Below are 20,583 nucleotides of genomic sequence, written 5' to 3'. Positions count from 1 at the left end.
CCGGCAACCTTAACGTCTGTCCACAACCGCCGTCCCCGGTGGCGGGCTTACCGGCCCTTGGCTAGTTTGAAGGAAAGCCTTCGCGATCAGGGACGGGTGCCATGGTGGTATTTGCAGTTGTGTTTATTCTTCTGGGTCTGGCGCTGCTGGTGGGGGGCGCCTGGCTGCTGACCCTCGGTGGCAGTTTCTATTACCTGGCGGCGGGGCTGGTGTTGATCGCCGTGGGCGGCTTGCTGCCGGTCAGGCGGGTGGCCGCCCAAGTGCTGTATGGCATCTTCCTGGTGTTTACGGCGCTCTGGAGTTTCTGGGAGTCGGGTTACGACTGGTGGCCGCTGGCTACCCGCATCGGCTGGTTTCTGATACTGGCCATTCCTCTGCTGATCCCGGCCTCGAAGGCTACCCGGGGGGCCGCCCTGGGCCTGGGTGCGGTGTGGGCGGTGATCGGATTTGTCCTGCTGGGCAGCCTGCTGCACGACCCCCATCGCATTGAAGGCCGGCTGGGTGAGCAGGTGGTCAGCCAGGACCCCCGCCTTGGGGAGAGTCCCGAGGCTGACTGGCTGGCCTGGGGGCGCACCAACCTGGGCCAGCGCTACTCGCCCCTGAAGCAGATCACACTGGAGAATGTCGCCAACCTGGAGCAGGTCTGGCGCTACCAGACCGGTGATACCAAACAGCCGGGAGATACCGGCGAGATTACCTACGAAGCAACGCCCCTGAAGATCGGCAACACGCTGTACCTGTGTACACCCCATAGCTGGCTGGTGGCCCTGGATGCGGACACCGGCGAGGAACGCTGGGTTTACAAGGCTGGCGTGGGCCCTGAGAGCCAGCGCCAGCACCAGACCTGTCGAGGGGTATCCTACCTGCCGCCGGAAAATGGCCTGGAAACCGCGTCGTCCGCACAGAACATTGACGGGCCCGCCGAGGACCAGCCACCGGTGAGTTGCGATGCCCACCTGTACCTGCCCACCGCCGACGCCCGCCTGCTGGCACTGGACCCGGCCACCGGCGCCCGCTGTGAGGGCTTCGCGGAGCAGGGCGAGCTGGGCCTGCTGCATAACATGCCATTCACCCAGACCGGGTTCTACTACTCCACCTCGCCCCCCGTGGTGGCCAATGGCCTGGTGATTGTGGCCGGTGCGGTGAACGACAACTACGACATCGACGCCCCCTCCGGCGTCATCCGTGCCTACGATGCCCGCACCGGTGAGCTGCGCTGGAACTGGGATCCGGCCAACCCGGAGCAGACCGAGCCGATTGCCGATGACGAAGTCTATTCCACCAGCTCCCCCAACAGCTGGGCGGTGGCCAGTGCCGATGAAGAGCTGGGCCTGATCTACTTCCCCATGGGTAATCGCACCCCGGATCAGCTTGGCATGTACCGTGGCGAGAATGAGGAGCGATTCTCCAGTTCGGTGGTGGCCCTGGAGCTGGATACCGGTCAGGTGGCCTGGGTGCAGCAGTTCGTCCACCACGACCTGTGGGATATGGACACCCCCGCCCAGCCCAGCCTGCTGGATCTGGATACGGATTCTGGTGTTCAGCCGGCCCTGGTGGTGCCCACCAAGCAGGGGGATGTGTACGTGCTGAACCGGGAAACCGGGGAGCCGATCATTCCCATCGAGGAAGTGCCGGCTCCGGAAGGCGCTATCGAGGAGGATTACACGTCGCCCACCCAGCCGGTGTCCGCGCTCAATTTCAACCCGGACCCGCTGAGGGAGTCCGACATGTGGGGTGCCACGCCCCTCGACCAGCTGGCCTGCCGCATCCGTTTCCGGTCGCTGCGCTATGATGGTCGTTATACGCCACCCTCCGTGCAGGGGAGCATTGTCTACCCGGGTAATTTCGGGGTGTTCAACTGGGGCAGTATCGCGGTGGATCCGCAGCGTCAGGTGATGTTCGGTATGCCACTGTACATGGCGTTTATCTCCAGGTTGGTGCCCAGGGAAGAGGCGGACGAAATGGAGGGGCCGGTGAATCAGGGTGAGCAGGGGATAAACAGCAACACCGGTGCAGCCTATTCGGTGGAAATGAAACCGCTGATGTCACCCCTGGACATCCCGTGCCAACAGCCCCCGTGGGGGTATGTGGCCGGCGCTGACCTGCGCACCGGTGAGGTGGTCTGGAAACGCAAGAATGGCACCGTCGAGGACATGAGCCCGATTCCGGTTCCCCTGCGTCTGGGCGTGCCGGGCATTGGCGGCCCGATTATCACCGCCAGTGGTGTGGTGTTCCTGGCGGCCACCGTGGATGACTACATCCGGGCCTATGACCTGACCACCGGTGAGCAGCTATGGCGGGCGCGGTTGCCGGCGGGCGGCCAGGCAACGCCCATGACCTACCTCAACAGCAACGGGGAGCAGATGGTGGTGCAGGTGGCTGGCGGGCATGGCTCCGTGGGGACCACACTGGGGGACTCCGTGGTGGCCTACAAGCTGGCAGACCAGGAGGAGGACTGACTAGTGTCCCGTGCGGTTAATTCGCTGATCTACTGAGCCACTGAGAGCCTTGAGAGCAAGGCGCGTTGACGAAGGGTTGGCGGCCGGCGCTCCGGTGGTTCCAAATCGAGTCAGCGCAACACGGCTATCAAGGCTCTCAGTGGCTCCCGAAGGGCGCGACGCTGGGGCCTCTGGCCGGTGTTGCCAGCCCTTGATGTGGAACCACCACACCTTCGGGCTGGCGCCTTGGCCAGAGGCCCCAGCGTCACGCAGTAGGTCAGCGAATTAACCGCACGGGACACTAGCCGGTGGCCGGCCACCGGGGAGGGTACTGGGACTGACAGGCGAATCCGGTATGATGGCGGTTTACATCCGATTTTCAGCCTGTTCGGCCCAGAACAAGACCCAAGGAGGAAGCTCACCCATGTCCCATCAGGACACCGTTAACCGGCTCTACGGCGTACCCCATTCCCTGTACACGGGTATCGCCCGCTGCTACCTGCGCACCCAGGGAATCGACTATGTCGAGGTTCCCACGTCCCATCCCGATTTCGCCGACCGCATCATGCCGACCATCCAGCGCAGCATCATTCCCGTGCTGGAGACGCCGGAGGGCGAAATCGTCCAGGACAGCCTGGATATCATCGATCACTTCGAAAAACAGGGGGTGCGTTATTCCGCCTATCCGGACGGTCTGTTGCAGCGTGTGCTGGCGGTGATCATCCAGTACTACGGCACCCAGGCCATGCTGCCCCACGCCATGCACTACCGCTGGACTTACCGTGACGATCAGGAAGTGTTCCTCCGTGATCAGTTCGCCGCCGGCGTCGGTGAGGCCATGGCCGACAAGATCATGTCGCGGATGAATTCCTATCTGCCGCAGCTGGGTGTGAATGACCACACCATCCCGGAGATCGAGGCATCCTACGAGCAGCTGCTGGATACTCTTAACGCCCACTTCGCGGAGCACCCATACCTGTTTGGCGGCCGTCCGTCCATTGCTGACTATGGCCTGATCGGGCCCATGCTCGCCCACCTGGGCCGCGACCCGGTGCCTGGCAACATCATGAAAGTGCGGGCGCCGAAGGTGTTCCGCTGGGTTGAGCGGATGACCGCCCCGGGCCTGGATACGCCCGAGTTTCCCGGTTACGGCGATAAGTTCCTGGCGGACGATGCCATTCCGGAAACACTGGATCCGTTGTTCGCACAGATCGCCGACGAGATCTTCCCCATGCTGACCGACAAGCTGAAGTTCATGGACAGCCTGATTGCAGAGCACCAGCCGGAGGACGGTCAGCCGGTGTCACCCAAGCCCCACCAGCGCTATGTGGGTGCGGTAAAATCCTCCTTCCGGGGCGTGCCGGTACAGGCGGGTATCCAGCCCTACCTGCTGTATGTGCTGCGCAAAGGAGATGAGATGCTGGCGGAAGGTTCCGCCGACGACCAGGCCCGGGTGCGTGAGGCACTTTCCGCCCGGGGCCTGGCCGAAGCGCTGCCGGGTGACCGCGGCTATACCGTGGACCGACGCAACCACATCGAGGTGTGGGAGCGCCGCTAGACGGGGGCTGTTTAGCCTTCCAGTCTGGCCAGTAATGCCTGGCGGCGGTCTTCCGGTATGAAGGCTGCTTCCAGGGCATTGCGGGCGAGCTGACGGAAAGTGTCTTCGCCCCAGTCGAAAGCCTTCTGGCAGGCCCGGTAGTTGTCCAGTACGCCGCCACCGAAATAGGCCGGGTCGTCGGAATTGATGGTCAGGGTGAGGCCCCCTTCCAGCAGACGTGGCAGCGGGTGATCCGTCATTTGCTCAACCACCCTGAGGCGCACATTGGACAGCGGGCAGACCGTCAGCGGGATGCGTTCTTCCCGCAGGCGGCGGACCAGGTCCGGGTCCTCGAGACAGCGCACACCGTGATCGACCCGGATCACTTTCAGGTCATCCAGGGCGCTGCGGATGTAGTCCGGCGGGCCTTCCTCGCCGGCGTGGGCTACCCCCGGAATACCCAGCTCCCGGGCCCGGCGGAACACCTCCGCGAAGGGTTCTGGCGGGTAGCCCGCCTCGGCACTGTCCAGGCCTACCGCGCTGATATTCGACAGCCAGGGCCGCGCCTGCTCCAGCACATCAGCAGCGCTGGCTACGGGCTCATCCCGCAGGAAACTGAGGATCAACGCCGTGCTCAACCCCAGCTCATTCTCCGCCTCTTTCATGGCGCTCAGCAGTCCCTCCATCTGCACCTCGAGACTGACACCGCGCTTGAGGTGCGCCTGCGGGTCGAAGGAGAGGTCAACGTGCACCACGCCCTCTGAAGCCGCCCGGCGGAAATAGTCCATGGCCAGGTCGTGAAAATCCTCGCGGGTCAGCAGCACCGCCATGCCCTGGTAGTACAGGTTCAGGAAGGATTGCAGGTCGCTGAAATCGTAGGCGGCCCTTACTTCCTCCACCGAGCCGTAGGGCAGGGCAACGCCATTGCGCCCGGCCAGCCGGAACATCAGCTCCGGCTCCAGGGAGCCCTCGATGTGCAGGTGTAGTTCAGCCTTGGGCAGGGCCCTGAGGAAGGTATCCATGATCGTCTCCGTAAATCTGCAAGTGTGTGGCAACCGCCCCGCCTGCTGTCCTGATTGGCCGGCGAATTCAGGTGGCGTAGCGACCGGACAGAGCCCGCAGCTCCTCGGCCAGCGTGGCCTGTTCCCGGGTCACCTGACCGATTTCACGGGAGCCTGCCAGGGTCTGCAGGGAAGCGTCACGCACATTGTCCATGCCACGGGCAACGTCCTGGGTAACGGCTTCCTGCTCTTCCGCAGCGGTGGCGATCTGGCTGGCCATGCCCGAGATGCGGGCCACGTCGTCGTTTATCGCGGCGAACGTCTCGGTCAGGGCGGAGGCCTGTCGAGCGGTGTCCAGGGCCTGCTGGTGGCTGACGCCCATGGCCTTATGGGCATTCTCGGCAATGTCCCGGAAGCGGGCAATAATGTCTTCGATCTCGATGGTCGATTCGTGGGTCTGACGGGCAAGGGTTCTCACCTCATCGGCGACCACCGAGAAACCGCGACCATGCTCACCGGCCCGGGCTGCTTCAATGGCCGCGTTCAGGGCCAGCAGGTTGGTCTGGTCGGCCACCTTCTTGATCACGTCCACGACATCGGTGATTTGCAGGCTGGCGGATCGTAGCTCCTCCACCGTGCCACTGACCGACTGGATGGATTGTGCCAGTCGTTCCACCTCCTCCACGCTTTCCCTTACGACGGTCTGCCCCTGCTGGTTGCGCTCGGTGGCGTTGTCGGCGGCGGATGCAACGTCCTGGGTGTTACTGGAAATCTCGGCGGAGGTGGCTGCCATCTGCTCGATGGCGGTAGCTGCCTGTTCCACCTCCGATTGCTGGTGGCTGACCCGGTCAATGGCCTGGCCGGCGGTCGTGCTGGTCTGCTCCGTCGCGCTTGCCAGCTGCACGCTGGCCTGGTCAATGCGGGTGATAGCCTGGGCGAAGGTTTCCAGCAGACGGTTCAGGGACTGCCCGATGCGACCGATCTCATCCTGGCTGGTCACCGTGGTGCGAATGGTCAGGTTGCTGTGCTCGGTCACCGCGTTGATATCGGCAAGCAATCGGCGCACCTGTCCGCTGATGCTGCGTACCAGTAGCAGTGCGATAACAAGGAAGACCAGGATCGAAACGATGGTGATCAACACCGTTTCGGTCTGCTGGGCCCGTGCATGGGCAAGATTTTGCTGGGCCTGGTTGGCCATGGCGGCCACGACACTGTTTTTCAGAGTGTAGAACAGATCGATACGGGTGGTGGCCAGGTCAAACCACTCGATTCCCGCCAGGCCCAGGTAGCCGAATTCCGACGATACCAGTTGTTCCCGCTGCTTTACGAAAGCCCGTGCATCGTCGGAAGCGGCAAGCTCCTGCAGGCGGCTTTCCGTTTCCGGCCCCAGCAGGTCGCCAGCGGTTTCCAGCAAGGCCTGCTGACGCCCGGCCAGTTTGGATAGGCCCGCATAGGCAACGAAGTCAGCTACGCCTGAACGGATGATGGCGGCCCCGGCGGCACGCTCACGACCCGCCCACTCAGCGGCCATGGTCAGGGCATGGTAGCCGCTGAGGGTGCGACTGAGCTCTCCATCCTTGGTGAGGGCCAGGATATCCGGGGTCAGCCTGGTCATGGCCATAATCATGTCGGAGTAGCGGCCGGTAGCCTGCGGAATGCTCACGGCGGCGCTGTCCGCTTCCGTCCGCAGTGTGCCCAGTTGCCCAAGACGGGAGCGGATGTCGTCCAGGCGCTTATGGAGGACTCCGCCCGGGGGCAGGCTCCTGGTCAGCGTGGGCCACTGCTCAGTGAAGTCGGCCAGTTGCTGGTCGGTGGTGGCCCGCTGTTCCCGGAGGCGCTCGACCGCCCGGGAGTCGCTGCCGCCGGACGCCAGCATCAGGGCCGTCAGCCCCCGTTCTTTCTGAAGGTGTTCGATCAGCGGGTCCACTGCCTGGGTGACTGCGACCCGGTCCAGCAGGGCGCGGGTATCGTCCACCTGGGTCAGGCTTGACCAGAACGACGACAGGGAAAACCAGAGAATGGCTACAAGAGCCGGCAGCACGAGAACTAGTAGCTTTCCACGCATGGAAAGATGATTGAGCCAGGACAAAGATACCTCCACGATACGGTGACAACGCTCCGGAATGGAGCACAACCGAAGCCGCCGCTGTTGCCATGCCTCCTCGGGGTGCGTGGGCAGCTTCTCTCGGGCCTTCTGGAGCCTTGATCAGGAGTGCTCGGGTCCGGGGGCGAGGCTGGCGGGCGGCTCGCAAGGTAGGAGGCTAAGCAGTTACTGTGCCAGGTAGTCGTTTCAGAGGATGTCCACCTTCACCGTAAAGCGCTGATTGTCCTGACGGTTGCCACCCACCTGGTAGGTGATACCGGACTGCTGGCTTTGTTGGCTGGTTTCGGTGCTGCCCACCTCCACCCATTCACCGGGAGCGACGCGGCGCTGGGTGACCACTGCATCGGTTTCGTAGCCTTCCATACCGGAGTCGGGGACGTTCTCGAAGGCGGTAATGCTGAGCTGGATCTGCTGGTCGGATATGCGTTGCGGGGTCACAATAAAGCCGCTGCGGATATCCACCTGCTGGTAGATGGCCGCCGGGTTGCGCCCGCCACGGATGGCCACTGGCAGGGTGCGAACCTGGCCGGAACTGATATGAGCGGATTGTCCGTCCTGCACGACCAGGTTCCGTTCCTGATTGCTGCGGGTGCTGGTGGTGCGGCTCTGGCCCTGGATGGTGACCACCTTGCCATGGCCGGTGCTGACCCCGCCCCCCTGACGCTTGCCTTGCACCTGGCCACCGCTACGGATGGTGATGCGCAGCTGGACCGGGGCCACGTCCATGGTCTGGATCAGCTGGCTGATTTCATCCAGCACTTTTGGTTCAGCACGGGTAACCAGCCGGCTGCCCTGGGCCGCCATGGTCAGCTCACTTTCCGGATACAGGGACCGCAATTGGTCCGCCACTTCCCGGGCCGGGCGGTTGTCCAGGGTGAAGGTGCGGTTTTCCGGCACTGCCAGTGCAAGGGCGGGAAGGATCGTCAGAAGGAGAACAAGAACGCGAACGGGAGCACTGGCCATGAACATCTCCGCAGAAAATTTGAAGCTGCCGGTTGCAAACCGGGAAAGCCGGGGCGTATATTGAAAAGCATGAATACGACTCACGCACCCTGTCAATTGAATCTTTTGACACGCTTCGCAAACGCGGCGGCGGGTGCAGCGGTGTTTTTCTGGTGGTTTTTTGGTTATGGCTTTTATTTTAGCCACAGCCGCGGCCGCCTGTAGCACACGCAAGACAGACTCAGGAAAAGGCAGCCCGGCACCGACCCCAGGCTGCCACCGGACCAAAAGCCCCGACTGGTAGCCTCCCAGCCGGGGCTTTTTCGTTTCCAAATGGCAGAAAGAGAAGGATTGAAACACCATGAACATGCCGCTGGAGGTCCGGACTACCCAGGAGGCCAACCCCGTGGAAGCATCCGCGGATCAGCAACCGGAATCATCAGGGCTGGTTGCCACGCCACTACCCACGCCCGCGACACTGCGCCAGGACATTCCGCTACCGGATTATCTGAGAGACCAGATCGGGCATCACCGTGACCAGATCCGGGCCATTCTCGATGGCGACGACGACCGGTTATTGATGGTGGTGGGGCCCTGCTCCATCCACGATGAGGTGGCCGCCCTGGAGTACGGTGAAAAGCTCTCCGCACTGGCGGATGAGGTGAGTGATCGCATGCTGATCGTCATGCGGGCCTATCTGGAGAAGCCCCGAACCACCGTGGGCTGGAAGGGGTTGCTTTACGATCCCGAGCGCACCGGTGAGGGCAATCTGGGTCAAGGACTGGTCCGGTCCCGTCGCCTGCTGGTGAACCTCGCCCACCTGGGGCTGCCCCTGGCCACTGAAGCGCTTAGCCCCCTGGCCATGGATTATCTGGATGACCTGGTCAGCTGGACCGCGATAGGCGCCCGTACCACTGAGTCCCAGATCCATCGTGAACTGGTCAGCGGCCTGCCTATGCCCACCGGCTTCAAGAATGGCACCGACGGGTCCATTGGCGTGGCGTTGAACGCCATGAAGTCTGCGGCGCACGCTCATCACCGGTTCGGTTTCAGCGCGGAGGGGCAGCCCGCCATGATTACCACCGCCGGCAACGGGGATACCCACCTGGTACTAAGGGGTGGTCGCGGTATCACCAACTACGATGCCGGCAGTATTCGGGCGGCTGTGGAAGCCCTGGCCGGGGCCGGTGTCCGCCAGTCGGTGATGGTGGACTGCAGCCACGATAACGCCTGCAAACAACCGGAACGGCAACCGGGTATCGCCCGTGAGGTCATTGCCCAGCGTCACTCGGGCAATCAGGCTATCAAGGGGGTCATGATCGAGAGCTTCCTGCAACATGGCCGGCAGGATGACGGTAGTGAGCTGGCCTACGGGCAGTCCATTACTGACCCATGCCTGGGCTGGGATGACACCGAAGCATTGCTGAGGTCGCTCTGATCGAGGGCCGGGAGTCTGCGCGATCAGTCCTGCAGCGGCGGGCTGTCGCCGGACACGGTCGACATCAGCAACCGCCCCGCCAGTAGCAGCAACACACCGCCCATCAGCCGGTCGAGCCAGTGACCAAAACGGTCGAACACCCGGCGCACCCGGGGCAGAGTGAAGAATAGCGCCACACCGGCAAACCACAGACCGGTTGCCACTGCCATGTAGAGGCCATAGCCCGCCTGCACGGCGACCGGGGTGCCGGGGCTGATGATCACCGAAAACAGCGACACGAAGAACAGCGTCGCCTTGGGGTTCAGGGTATTGGTCAGAAAGCCGAGGCGGAAGGCGGCTGGCCCGGACTGGCGTTTGGCGCCACGGGTTTCCACGTGAATGGCCCCTGCCTTTGACTTCAGACACTGTATCGCAATCCAGGTCAGGTACAGTGCGCCCACGACCTTCAGAATGGTAAACAGGGTCAGCGATTGCTGGATCAGCAGGCCTATTCCCAGCAGTGAATAGCTGACATGCACCATGATGCCCAGGCCGATACCCGTCGCCGTCAGCAGCGCATTGCGCCGGCTCTGGCAAAGGCCCTGGCGGATCATGATGGCAAAGTCGGGCCCCGGGCTGGCAACGGCCAGCAGGTGGACAACGGCAACGGTGGCGAATTCGGCCCAGTAGGCAGACACGTGTGACCCCGCATTCGAGTTCGTGAAAAGCAGGCAGGATAGAGATTAATGCGGGCTTTCGCCACTTGAACCAGTGGACCCGCGACGGAAACTGTCTATAGTCAGGGCAACACAATCAATCCGGAAGGAGGTACCCGTGGTCAAGCGCAGCAAGGTTGACGTAGCTGTTCTGGGGGCTGGCACGGCTGGCATGGTTGCTTACACGGCCGCCCGCAAACAGACCGACAGTCTCGCCCTGATCGAGGCTTCCCGCTACGGTACGACCTGTGCCCGCGTGGGTTGCATGCCCAGCAAGTTGCTGATTGCAGCGGCTGATGCCGCCCACGATGCCCGTAATACGGACCTGTTCGGCGTGCGCACCGGCGAGGTCAGCATCGATGGCCGTGCGGTTATGAAACGGGTGCGGGACGAGCGGGATCGGTTCGTGAGTTTTGTACTGGACGCCGTTGACGGCTTCCCTGAAGAGCACCGTTTCCGGGGCCATGCCCGATTCCTGTCGCCCCACCGCTTGCGGGTGGGGGATGACCACGAGATCGAAGCCGAGCGGGTGGTAATCGCCACCGGTTCCCGGCCCAATGTCCCCGGCTTCCTGAAAGCGGCGGGAGACCGCCTGATGGTCAACGATGACCTGTTTGAGTGGGAGGACCTGCCAGACTCCGTGGCGGTCTTCGGGCCTGGCGTAATCGGCCTCGAGCTGGGTCAGGCGCTCGCTCGCCTGGGTGTGAGAGTGCGAATGTTCGGGGTCGGCGGTGCCGTAGGCCCGATTCAGGATCCGGAAATCCGCCAGTGCGCCCTGGATACCTTCAACGACGAGTTTCCCCTGGATCCGGACGCGGATACCCGCAACATCGAGCGCACTGCGGATGGCGTTGCCATAACCTTTACCGATGGGGAGCGGGGCGAGGTTACTGAAACCTTTGACTACCTGCTGGCCGCTACCGGACGACGCCCGAATGTCGATGGGCTGGATCTCCAGAACGCCGGCCTGGAGCTGGATGATCGCGGCACGCCGGTGTTCGACCATTACACCCTGCGTTGTGGTAACAGCCATGTTTTCATCGCCGGAGACGTCAACAACAGCCAGCCGCTGCTTCACGAGGCCGCCGATGAGGGGCGTATTGCCGGTGACAATGCCGGTCGCTACCCGGACGTGCGGGTCGGATTGCGCCGGGTGCCGCTGTCGGTGGTGTTCACGGAACCGCAGATTGCCACCGTGGGCAAGACCATCCAGCAGGTAGACGACGCCTGTCGCGGTTGCTTCGCGGTGGGGTCGGTGTCCTTTGAAAATCAGGGGCGCAGCCGTGTGATCGGTAAAAATCGTGGCCTGCTGCGGGTGTACGGCGAGCATGGCACCGGGCTCTTCATGGGCGCGGAAATGTTTGGCCCCGCTGCCGAGCATATTGGTCATCTGCTGGCCTGGTCGGTGCAGCAGCGTATGACGGTTTCGGCCATGCTGGACATGCCTTTCTATCATCCGGTCATGGAGGAAGGCATCAGGACCGCATTACAGGATCTGAACCACCGGCTCAGCATCGGGCCGGCGGTGGTTGATAACTGTCTTGATTGCGGTCCGGGTGGCTAACGCGCGGGCGTAATAAAGCCATTGGGAAAGTCCGGTGCCTGTTGGCGAGGAGTCCTGCGGGAAGCTCTCGTCAGCCCTTCGCCGGGTGGGGAGCCTCAGGCCGCAGTCAGGTTGCTGTGGCTGGATACAGGCGCCTCTTCCTGCTTCCGGCGGGTTCTGCTGGCCCAGATCTTTTCGTGAAAGAAGTAGGCCACGGTGTTGATGGCAGGTTCCACCATGGCAATCAGGCTGCCAATCAGCAGGTCACCGGTCAGCAGGTAGGCCACTGTGAAGGCCACGGTGAAGTGGGTGATGGCGAAGGTCACCGTCTTGGTCAGCGAGTTGTCGCCATCGCGTCCGTGATCGTGCAGGAAAAGTTTCAGAACGCTCATGTGGTCAGCTCCCGTTTGCTGATGGCCCATGAATCATATTGAAACGCAAACGAGAATTTTTGTTAAGTAAATTAAATTTTGAATTGTGATAGTTCCAGGTTATTGATAGCCGCCACAGGCCTTCTGTAAAAAATGCATAAGGTTATGGCTTATTATTATCAATGCCTATCAACGACATTGCGGAACTCTGCTTTTGCCGGGAGAACTGCCGGAGTATATTCAGCGTAATAAGTTTGATTATTACAACGGATCAAGGAGTTAAGTTTATGGGTACCAATTTTATCGGCCTGGACACCGCCAAAACTGAGAAGCTGGCGTCGTCGCTGAATGAGCTGCTGTCGAACTACCAGATTTTCTACATGAACGTGCGCGGTTACCACTGGAACATCAAGGGCGATAACTTCTTCGAACTGCACGCCAAGTTCGAGGAACTCTACGACGACCTGTTGCTGAAGATTGACGAGATTGCCGAGCGCATCCTGACACTGGGGCATCGCCCGGCTCACGCCTACAGTACCTATATCGAGCAGTCTGGCGTCCCCGAGCGCAAGGATGTATCCGATGGCAAAGAGGCGGTGGAGAATATCGTTGAAAGCTTCGCCAAGCTGATCGGCAAGCAGCGTGAGCTGTTGGCTCTGGCCGGTGAAGCCACAGACGAAGGCACCGTGGCCCTGATGAGCGACTACATCTCACAGCAGGAAAAGACCGTGTGGATGTATCGCAGCTACCTCGGTGACTGATCAGTAAGCGTTTTCAGTAATACCCCTTCACAGGCGGCCATTCGGCCGCCTTTTTTTGTGTGCGCGAATGGGTAATGGCCCGGCTCTTTTGGTGGTCGTTGCCCGGTTGACCGTGACGGGAATCGGTCACACGCCAGTCATTTCAACGTCATATCGATGCAATAGAACTGTCACTTCACTCTGTCAGGGTAATCCGCAACATGCAGCCTCACTGGGGTGATTTATTCGCCCGGTGGTTTTCAATCACGCTTGGAAAGGATAACAACATGCGCCATCTGATACGCAGTCTCGCTCTGACAGGAGCAGCTATCGCCGCTCTGGCAGCCCCCGCGGTTCAGGCCGCCGAGGACCTGAGCAGTGTATGCCCGAACCCCATCCGTATGGCGGATACCGGCATTGAAGGAATGGGCCAACTGAAAGACGCTTTCGGGCCTTTCAGTGAGGAATTCAAGGCAGTTACCGGCCTGGATCTGGCAATGTTTTCTTTGAGCAACCGCACGGCGGCTGGTAATGCGCTGCAGTTTGATGATGTTGAACTGGTTTTCGCGGGGCCTTCGGAGTTTGTGCTGTTCAATCAACGTCAGCCGATAGAGATCCTGTTTACCATTGAGCGTCCTCACTATGGCAGCAGCTTTTACGTCAAAGATGAAAGCTCAATCGAGGAGTTATCAGATCTTGAGGGGTCCCGCATTGCTTTGAAAGATGCGGGTTCTACCAGCGGTCATATCATCCCCAGCCAAATGCTCGTGAAGGCAGGCCTGGACCTGGACCGGGACCTCGATATTGTCATGGCCGGTGATGCCAGGATAGCCGCTTTGGTCAATGATGACGTTGCCGCCATGGGCGGTGGTAACCGTGATATCGAAAAAATCGAACAGTTAGATCCTGACGGCGAGTATCGTGTAATCGCCAAGAGCGACCGCCTGCCAGGTGATCCGGTTGTTATGCGAGCAAACCTTCCCGAAGCCTGCAAGACCGGCCTGCGTGACACACTTGCTTCAAACAGCGATCAGTTGTGGGAAGCCCTGATCTCCACAGAGCGCAATGAGGACAAGTTCCTCAACCGGGATTCGTACATGGCTTTCGACATTCAGCCCGGTGACTACGAGGTCGTTCGCCAAGCCTACGACGCCGCGGGTATCGATCTGAACTGATCGACACCTTCCAGAGGCATCATTTCTGGCCCGGGAAGCTGTGACTTCCCGGGTTTCTGCTTGCAGGCGGGCATAGCGGTATGAGTTCTATCACGATTCGTAATCTCAACAAATACTATGGTTCTTTGCATGTTTTGCGGGATCTGGAACTGTCTATTGAGAGCGGGGAAGGCGTTGTATTGCTCGGTGCCAACGGCTGTGGCAAATCAACTCTGATGAAATGTCTGAATGGTCTGGAGAAGCCAAAATCCGGAACCATTTCCATTGATCAGCAGGATGTAACAGGCGCCCGAGGAAAACGACTGCGAAACATTCGGCGAGGCGCAGGCGTTGTTTTTCAACAATTCAACCTGGTCGATAACCTGACCGTTTTCCAGAACGTGCTCTACGGTGCGATGGGGCAGCGCCCGGGTGGGCTGTTGACTGTGTGGCATTCCCTGGCGCCCAAAGAATTTCGCGAAAAAGCCATGCACTGCCTGGACCGGGTTCATATGGCAGAGAAGGCAAGCCACCGCTGCAGGGAACTGTCAGGCGGGCAACAACAGCGGATTGCGATTGCCAGAATGCTTATGCAGAGTCCGAAAATAATTCTTGCCGACGAACCGGTGGCGAGCCTGGATCCGAAAGCCGGAATCGAGGTAATGGATCTGCTCTGGGAAGTTGTCCGCGAGCATAAAATGACGGTCTTCTGCACCTTGCACCAGCTGGATCTTGCCAAGAGCTATGCAGACCGGATCGTGGGTATGAAAGCGGGCCGAATTGTATTGGACTCGAATCAAGACTCCGCTGATAAAGAATCACTGGCCACGATTTACCAGGGAGAAACCAGAGTCGACGGCACTTCGATGAGCGATCAGGAGTATTCACCTGCTGACGTTAGTACCACGGAGGTCGCATGAATTCTTATCGCGAAAGCCGGCCAATTCCTGCGCCGCCAAGATTCACATCCCCATCGTGGTTCGCAGGTTTCGTACTTCTCGTATTCGTCTTTTTGTTCATTCAGGGGTTCAATTCCGCGGAAATCTCTGTTGAACGGCTGCTGAAAGGTGCTCGGAATCTTTCGACGTTCCTCGGTCAGGCGATACCGCCCGACTGGTCCGACATGGACGTGATCGCCAATGCCATGTTGGAAACGCTGTATATGGCGATTGTGGGTGTTACTATCGGGGTCATCTTGAGTATTCCCTTTTCTTTGCTGGCATCCAGAAATACCGCACCTCATCCAGTAGTCCGGACGATAACCCGATTTATCATCGCTACCATGAGAACCATACCGGACCTGATCTGGGCGCTGATATTTGTCGTCGCAGTTGGGCTGGGCCCCTTGGCGGGTATTCTGGCCATCATACTGGATACGATTGGCTTTGCTGCCCGATTTTTCTCAGAGCGCATTGAAGAGGTCCAGCCAGGCCCGGCAAATGCCCTGACCGCAAGCGGAGCAGGGAGGCTTTCCGTCATTATGGGAGCTATTTTGCCGGAGACTCTGGCCTCTATGTCGGCTACCAGCCTTTATAGTGTTGAGAAAGCGATTCGCTCAGCGGTTACCCTGGGCTTGGTGGGAGCCGGCGGTATCGGGGTGGAACTGTCAACAGCCATGCGTCTGTTCCAATATGATAAAGCCTTCGCCATAATTCTCGTGGTATTGGTAGTCATTATAGGCTTTGAACAGCTCTCCTCGATGATAAGAAAGCGCGTTATCTGATGTTCCGTCCCGGTAAATCAATGATCAATTATTAATTATTAATGATACTCGGTGTTGCTCCCGCTACCGGTCCTGTAATAAATTCCGCGATTTGCTGCCGGTCGAACGGCCGGCCGGCCGGCTTTTAATCACGCCCCTGAATGTTCTAGTTAGTGCCAAGCCTGAATGTTCGTGTTCATTCAGAAACACACACCGTTAATATAAATGAAATATCGATCAGATACGCTGCTCTTTCGTGTTTGAGTTTATGCTGGTCTGAAAATGACCACCGTAACCAGGCCTGAGTCTCAGTGTTTGATTTGATCCAGTCTCGCCGGAGCTATGCTCCGGTTTTTTTAATTCTGCAAAAAATTTAATTATGCCAGTGTCAGTAACTTTCACGTAATAAAAGAGTTTTAGCATCGGGGCCAGTCAATAAAAGAGTCAGACAACAGGTGGTGCTTTAGTGAAAACAATGTCCCTGTCGATACTGGTTGCCGCGACGCTGATTTCCGCGCCTGTCATAGCAGAGGTGAATCTGCACCTTGACGAGGGTGTCCGCCTGCATGCGGTTGATGGAAAAGCCTATTCGGATCGGGGGTTGTTTTCCGCAAAGCCCATGCTGACTCTGGCTGACGGTGTTCACCAGATTGTTGTTGATTATCAGGCAGAAGTGGGTCGCAACAGGGACGACAGCGTTATCGAAGCGTCGGACGCTTTTGTCATTCTGTTTGAAGCCGAAGATGAATCCTTAACGCTTTCCGCCGAGGAAGTCTCTACTCGCAAGCAAATGGAAGACTTTAATGAGAAACCCGAATGGGTTTTTCATGATGACTCGGAAGCCGATCATCAATTCCGTCTGGATGTTCTGGAGAAGACCGGTTTTCAGTTGGTCAGGGATTATGAAAGGGAAATTGCGGAGTTTAATAAAGGACCATCGAAAGCCGCTTTGAGTAATCTGACTTCTGTCGATGCTGAAAGCAACGCTGCTGCCAGATCAATGCCGCCAGGCGAACCTGTCGATGATCAGGAAATGGTCATTGAGATGCTTCGCTACTGGTATATGAAGGCTGATGAAAAAACGAAGAGTGAAATGAAACACTGGATCAATTCTGGTGAATAAATAAACCGACGTACCAATCAATGGAGTATTAATCAATGAAAAAACTTCTTCTCGCTGTTGCTGTGTCTGCTACTGCTGGCTCTGCCAGCGCTGCTACCGTTTATGAAAACGATGGCCTTTCCTACAAGGTGAACGGTGATTTACAGGTTCAGATGCGCCAGGATATCGGCGATGATGAGAATCTGGGCGTTGATTTTGACGACCTGGAGATAAAAAACCACGTCAGCTACGATTTGAACAATGACCTGACCGCTTTTGGCCGCGTTGACTTTGGTTTCAAAGATTACGCTAACCAGGACGATGCAGGGGAGGAAGATTTGCTGGAAGAGGCCTATGTGGGCATAGCATACGGCGTCACGTCATTCTCTTTTGGTAAGCAGAACTTTGCAGGTGACGAATTCGGCGTGGAAGAGGCTATCGAATCGCCATTAGACGAAGATCAGTTCGATGCTCAGGGAACCGACGGCGACGATACCCTGCGTGTTGACGTTGATCTGGACAACGTCTATGTCGCGGCTTCCTATGAGATGGAAGCGGAGGGCACTGACAGTGAGGGCGATGAATTCATTGATCTGTTCGCGGCTACCGAGGTTGCTGGTCTGACTCTGGCCGGTGCCTATCAGCAGAGAACACCGATCAATGGTGACTCCGTTGATACCTTCGGTGTGAGCGCTGGTTACGATTTCGATATCGCCGCTGTGGCCGCCGATTACAGCGTTTCCGATGACGACGGCACGGACACAACACTGTACAACGTGGTCACAGCCTTCGATGTGACCAGCACAACGGGTGTTGCCGTCGGCATGCAGAACCAGGAAGTGGATGGCAGTGAAGACGTGACTGGTTGGTACGCCAACGTTACCTACAAGTTCCCGGCTGCCAAGAACGTTCGTCTGTTTGCAGAAATTGCAGATACTGACGAAGACCAAACTGACATGGGCTACCTCGCCGGTATGCGCGTCAAGTTCTGATCGTTGGGCTGCTCCAACCTTCTTAACTGAAAGGTAAGTTTTGAGTTAACGACCTTTGCCGGGCCCCTGAGCCCGGCTTTTTCATTTCAGGCGGGCCGCCAGTAGGCGGTTTCCCGCCCGGCTCTGCGGGTGGGGTCTGGCAGGTCCAGGGGTGGTACCTGTTGGTGCAGGAACCAGCGTTCGGCGACCACCCGGCGGGTAAACCAGTGGGATTTCATCAGGCTGGCGGCCAGGGGCATTTTTACCCAGTCCGGTACCTGTACCGGCCCATCGCCATGCAGTGAGCGGGTTCCGAAACGCCGTGCAATGGCCTCGCCATAAGGCTGCAGGCTGCGGGCAGAGAGGTCGGGCTCGGAGCGAATGACGTTGGCCGCCATCAGTGCCGACTCCACGGCCGGCCGGATACCTTCACCACTCTGGTTGAACGCGAGGCCGGCGGCGTCCCCGATGAGCATGACGCCGTCGTCCACCAGGGGCCTTTCGGCGTGATCATAGAGCAGGTAGGCGTGATCCTTGAATTCGTCGGGCAGGTCCGGGGGAATGCGCCCCTGCGACTGCATGTGGGACACGAAGCGGTCCAGGTGACGGGGCAGGCTGCGGGCATCTTCCCTGCCCAGGCCCACATTCAGATGGCTGCCCTTGCGGAAGATCCAGGCGTACCCCTTGAGATCCCCGCAGAACCAGAGCTCCGGCCGATCGCCACGGGCATTGCAGGCCCGGGCCTGCTGCGGGGTCATCTCGAACTCCATTTCCCGGGCGCTCACCACCGTTTCGTGGCTGTCCGGCCCGGCGCCGAGGTATTGCGCTACCGGACAGGCATGCCCCCCGGCCCCGATCAGCAGGGGCGTTTCCCAGCAATCATTGATCACCCAGTTGCCATGGGCCTGGTGGATAGAGTCGATGGTGGTGTCCAGTGCCTGGTCAGTATCGGCCCGGCTGAGAAGGTAGTGGTCGAATTCCGCCCGGCGTACTCCGTAACTGACATTCTCGCCGTGGTCATTCTCCACGGCGCGATGACCGATCAGGCCAATTCGGAAACCGCGGATGGGTTCCAGCAGGTGGTCCCTGCCGTAGTCGCCGGGTGTGATCTGGAGCGCATCGAAGACCGCCGGGGTTACCCAGCCTGCGCAGCTCTTGTCCCTGGGAAAGCGGGCCTTGTCGATCAGCAGAATGCGTTTGCCGGTATGCTGAAGGGCCCAGGCCAGGGTTGAGCCAGCCGGCCCGCCACCGACGATGATCAGGTCGTAGTAGTCCATCTCAGATGGATCCTGTCCACGCAGGGCGAAATGGCGGCATCGTATGCGCTCCGGTATTTGTTGTTATTGATTCGGTCGGATCATGGCCATGTTCAGGGTGATCCCTGTCAGCAATCGCTCACCTGAACAGTATAGAAAATGAACGCCATTTGTCACCTGTTCTCCGGGATGGCGTTCGTCTACCCGCCCAGATTGACGGCCCAGGCGACCGCCAGCCCGACAGCCAGCGACAGCGCCATGGGGACGCCTACCAGCAGACCCAGGTGACGGGTGCCGATTGTGGCCGCCATGGTGGACTTCACCAGGTTATTGACCGAGGCCGCAATAACGATGCCCAGCACCGCGGTGCCGGCACCAATGTCATCCACGGACATTCGGGTAAGGGACAGGGTGATGGCGTCGACGTCGGTAATGCCGGAGGTGGCGGCAAGGACATAGATCCCCAGGTCCCCCAGCCACTGTTGCAGCCACTCACCCAGTACCAGGATGACGGTCAGCAGGATGCCGAATACCAGCGCGGACTTGAGATCCAGTGGGTTCTGGCTCAGTTCGGGTTGTTCCACGCGGATGTCCCTGCGGTTGCGCAACCAGATCAGGCCGGCGCCCAGGTAAAGGACTACCGCCATGGTTGTTACCGGCCAGACCAGCGCGGGCAGCAGCGCCCGGTTGATGATGGCGCCATAGATCAGGATGCGGGGGAACATGGTGCCGCAGGCGATCAGTATGCCGGCGGCGTACATGGGCGTCAGCATTCCCGCCTGACGTGACTGCCTGGAAAAGTGCAGGGTCAGGGCTGTGGACGAACTCAGACCGGCAAACAGGCTGGTAAAGAGAATGCCCTTTTCGGCGCCACCGACACGGATGGCGAAATAGCCGACGAACGAGATCGAGGCAATCAGTACCACCATCCACCAGATCTGGTAGGGGTTGAGTACGTCCCCGGGGCCCATGCCCTGATTCGGCAATAGTGGCAACATGACCACGGTGATCAGCAGCAGTTTCAGGGCGGCGTCCAGTTCATGGGACTTGAGCCGGTTAAGAGCGCCGTGGATTTCCGCCTTGTTGTCCAGGATCAGAGCGGTGATGACGGCCGATGCGGCCGCCAGTGCCATGTCGACCGCAATCACCATGGTGCCGAAACAGAAGGTCAGCAGCAGTCCGATAATACCGGTGATGCTGTAGTTCCGGGTTTCTGCGGTTCTGGCGTGGTAGGACACCAGGGTGACGCCGATCAGCCCCAGAAACACCACCGGGAATACCCAGAAGGTCAGGGTCTGGCTCAGCAGCGCGGCAATGGCCCCGAGCAGACCTGTCAGGGCATGGGTGCGGATGCCGGCGATGCGCTCACCGGCCTCCTTGTGCCGGGCCTCCCAGCCACGCTCCAGGCCGATCAGGGCGCCGAGTAACAGTGCCACCGCCAGCTGAATGGCGACCTCATTGTTTTCCAGGAAAGAGCTTGCGATGTCATCCACGGCAGGTCAGGTCCGCTCCGGTAGAATTGAGTATCGGGGCATCCGATGGCTCATGGTACTGTGCCATAAAAGAGGCCGGTGCTCTCGACTATGGCT

Annotated in this window: 17 protein-coding genes; 10 read left to right on the top strand and 7 right to left on the bottom strand. The window is 59.6% G+C overall.

All coding sequences use genetic code 11. From position 1 onward, the window contains the following. Window positions 1–101: 101 nt before the first annotated feature. Both IE079_RS17360 and IE079_RS17355 read left to right on the top strand, forming a co-directional pair. Window positions 102–2,459, top strand: coding sequence for a glucose/quinate/shikimate family membrane-bound PQQ-dependent dehydrogenase (locus IE079_RS17360; protein WP_189578121.1), 2,358 nt, complete (start codon window positions 102–104; stop codon window positions 2,457–2,459). Window positions 2,460–2,862: 403 nt separating this feature from the next. Beyond that, window positions 2,863–3,996 carry a glutathione S-transferase family protein gene (locus tag IE079_RS17355; protein WP_189578120.1) on the top strand — a complete coding sequence of 378 codons (1,134 nt, stop codon included), beginning with the start codon at window positions 2,863–2,865 and terminating at the stop codon, window positions 3,994–3,996. A gap of 11 nt (window positions 3,997–4,007) precedes the next feature. On the opposite strand, the gene IE079_RS17350 is transcribed toward IE079_RS17355, so the two are convergent. From IE079_RS17350 to IE079_RS17340, 3 genes are all read right to left on the bottom strand, one after another. After that, entirely contained in the window at window positions 4,008–4,997 is a 990-nt protein-coding gene (locus IE079_RS17350) for an adenosine deaminase (RefSeq protein ID WP_189578119.1), read from the bottom strand. Window positions 4,998–5,064: 67 nt separating this feature from the next. Further along, window positions 5,065–7,065, bottom strand: a complete 2,001-nt coding sequence (locus tag IE079_RS17345) for a methyl-accepting chemotaxis protein (protein ID WP_189578118.1) — start codon at window positions 7,063–7,065, stop codon at window positions 5,065–5,067. Between the two features lie 201 nt (window positions 7,066–7,266). Further along, window positions 7,267–8,043, bottom strand: coding sequence for a type II and III secretion system protein (locus tag IE079_RS17340; RefSeq protein WP_227712578.1), 777 nt, complete (start codon window positions 8,041–8,043; stop codon window positions 7,267–7,269). 340 nt (window positions 8,044–8,383) lie between these two features. Here IE079_RS17340 and IE079_RS17335 point away from each other — a divergent pair, with 340 nt between their 5' ends. After that, window positions 8,384–9,460 carry a 3-deoxy-7-phosphoheptulonate synthase gene (locus IE079_RS17335; protein WP_189578116.1) on the top strand — a complete coding sequence of 359 codons (1,077 nt, stop codon included), beginning with the start codon at window positions 8,384–8,386 and terminating at the stop codon, window positions 9,458–9,460. A 23-nt stretch (window positions 9,461–9,483) separates the two neighbouring features. On the opposite strand, the gene IE079_RS17330 is transcribed toward IE079_RS17335, so the two are convergent. After that, complete coding sequence (locus tag IE079_RS17330; protein WP_189578115.1) at window positions 9,484–10,137, bottom strand: LysE family translocator; 654 nt, start codon at window positions 10,135–10,137, stop codon at window positions 9,484–9,486. Between the two features lie 136 nt (window positions 10,138–10,273). On the opposite strand from IE079_RS17330, the gene IE079_RS17325 reads away from it, so the two are divergent. Next, window positions 10,274–11,719 (top strand): dihydrolipoyl dehydrogenase, encoded by a 1,446-nt coding sequence (locus IE079_RS17325; RefSeq protein WP_189578114.1) that lies wholly within the window; start codon window positions 10,274–10,276, stop codon window positions 11,717–11,719. 95 nt (window positions 11,720–11,814) lie between these two features. Here the strand turns inward: IE079_RS17325 and IE079_RS17320 are convergent, their stop codons facing one another. Next, on the bottom strand, window positions 11,815–12,090 hold the full coding sequence (locus tag IE079_RS17320) for a DUF2061 domain-containing protein (RefSeq protein ID WP_189578113.1): 276 nt from the start codon (window positions 12,088–12,090) through the stop codon (window positions 11,815–11,817). A gap of 266 nt (window positions 12,091–12,356) precedes the next feature. On the opposite strand from IE079_RS17320, the gene IE079_RS17315 reads away from it, so the two are divergent. From IE079_RS17315 to IE079_RS17290, 6 genes are all read left to right on the top strand, one after another. Continuing rightward, the gene (locus IE079_RS17315) at window positions 12,357–12,830 is read left to right on the top strand and encodes a Dps family protein (protein WP_189578112.1); all 474 of its coding nucleotides are present in this window, start codon (window positions 12,357–12,359) and stop codon (window positions 12,828–12,830) included. 266 nt (window positions 12,831–13,096) lie between these two features. Beyond that, window positions 13,097–13,984, top strand: a complete 888-nt coding sequence (phnD, locus tag IE079_RS17310) for a phosphate/phosphite/phosphonate ABC transporter substrate-binding protein (RefSeq protein WP_227712577.1) — start codon at window positions 13,097–13,099, stop codon at window positions 13,982–13,984. Window positions 13,985–14,064: 80 nt separating this feature from the next. After that, window positions 14,065–14,883: a phosphonate ABC transporter ATP-binding protein gene (gene phnC, locus IE079_RS17305; protein ID WP_189578110.1), complete on the top strand. Its 819-nt coding sequence runs from the start codon at window positions 14,065–14,067 to the stop codon at window positions 14,881–14,883. Then, a complete protein-coding gene (gene phnE / locus IE079_RS17300) occupies window positions 14,880–15,686 on the top strand; it encodes a phosphonate ABC transporter, permease protein PhnE (RefSeq protein WP_189578109.1) in 807 nt (268 codons plus the stop codon). Before phnC ends, phnE begins: the two co-directional genes overlap by 4 nt. A gap of 454 nt (window positions 15,687–16,140) precedes the next feature. Further along, window positions 16,141–16,788 carry a YccT family protein gene (locus IE079_RS17295; RefSeq protein ID WP_227712582.1) on the top strand — a complete coding sequence of 216 codons (648 nt, stop codon included), beginning with the start codon at window positions 16,141–16,143 and terminating at the stop codon, window positions 16,786–16,788. Between the two features lie 35 nt (window positions 16,789–16,823). After that, the gene (locus IE079_RS17290) at window positions 16,824–17,759 is read left to right on the top strand and encodes a porin (RefSeq protein WP_189578107.1); all 936 of its coding nucleotides are present in this window, start codon (window positions 16,824–16,826) and stop codon (window positions 17,757–17,759) included. Window positions 17,760–17,845: 86 nt separating this feature from the next. Here the strand turns inward: IE079_RS17290 and IE079_RS17285 are convergent, their stop codons facing one another. Both IE079_RS17285 and IE079_RS17280 read right to left on the bottom strand, forming a co-directional pair. Continuing rightward, window positions 17,846–19,015, bottom strand: a complete 1,170-nt coding sequence (locus IE079_RS17285) for an NAD(P)/FAD-dependent oxidoreductase (protein ID WP_189578106.1) — start codon at window positions 19,013–19,015, stop codon at window positions 17,846–17,848. Window positions 19,016–19,194: 179 nt separating this feature from the next. Next, window positions 19,195–20,487, bottom strand: coding sequence for an MgtC/SapB family protein (locus tag IE079_RS17280; RefSeq protein WP_189578105.1), 1,293 nt, complete (start codon window positions 20,485–20,487; stop codon window positions 19,195–19,197). Window positions 20,488–20,583: the final 96 nt, after the last annotated feature.

Source organism: Marinobacter zhanjiangensis, assembly GCF_014651935.1.
GTDB classification, from domain to species: Bacteria; Pseudomonadota; Gammaproteobacteria; order Pseudomonadales; family Oleiphilaceae; genus Marinobacter; species Marinobacter zhanjiangensis.
The sequence above is the reverse complement of the archived record's forward strand: the minus strand, read 5'-3'. Positions and strand labels throughout refer to the sequence as shown.

Excerpts from the sequence above, each read along its gene's own strand:
- IE079_RS17360 (WP_189578121.1), top strand. The coding sequence starts at position 102 with ATGGTGGTATTTGCAGTTGTGTTTATTCTTCTGGGTCTGGCGCTGCTG.
- IE079_RS17355 (WP_189578120.1), top strand. The coding sequence starts at position 2,863 with ATGTCCCATCAGGACACCGTTAACCGGCTCTACGGCGTACCCCATTCC.
- IE079_RS17350 (WP_189578119.1), bottom strand. The coding sequence starts at position 4,997 with ATGGATACCTTCCTCAGGGCCCTGCCCAAGGCTGAACTACACCTGCAC.
- IE079_RS17340 (WP_227712578.1), bottom strand. The coding sequence starts at position 8,043 with ATGGCCAGTGCTCCCGTTCGCGTTCTTGTTCTCCTTCTGACGATCCTT.
- IE079_RS17335 (WP_189578116.1), top strand. The coding sequence starts at position 8,384 with ATGAACATGCCGCTGGAGGTCCGGACTACCCAGGAGGCCAACCCCGTG.
- IE079_RS17320 (WP_189578113.1), bottom strand. The coding sequence starts at position 12,090 with ATGAGCGTTCTGAAACTTTTCCTGCACGATCACGGACGCGATGGCGAC.
- IE079_RS17315 (WP_189578112.1), top strand. The coding sequence starts at position 12,357 with ATGGGTACCAATTTTATCGGCCTGGACACCGCCAAAACTGAGAAGCTG.
- phnD (WP_227712577.1), top strand. The coding sequence starts at position 13,097 with ATGCGCCATCTGATACGCAGTCTCGCTCTGACAGGAGCAGCTATCGCC.
- phnC (WP_189578110.1), top strand. The coding sequence starts at position 14,065 with ATGAGTTCTATCACGATTCGTAATCTCAACAAATACTATGGTTCTTTG.
- phnE (WP_189578109.1), top strand. The coding sequence starts at position 14,880 with ATGAATTCTTATCGCGAAAGCCGGCCAATTCCTGCGCCGCCAAGATTC.
- IE079_RS17295 (WP_227712582.1), top strand. The coding sequence starts at position 16,141 with ATGTCCCTGTCGATACTGGTTGCCGCGACGCTGATTTCCGCGCCTGTC.
- IE079_RS17290 (WP_189578107.1), top strand. The coding sequence starts at position 16,824 with ATGAAAAAACTTCTTCTCGCTGTTGCTGTGTCTGCTACTGCTGGCTCT.
- IE079_RS17285 (WP_189578106.1), bottom strand. The coding sequence starts at position 19,015 with ATGGACTACTACGACCTGATCATCGTCGGTGGCGGGCCGGCTGGCTCA.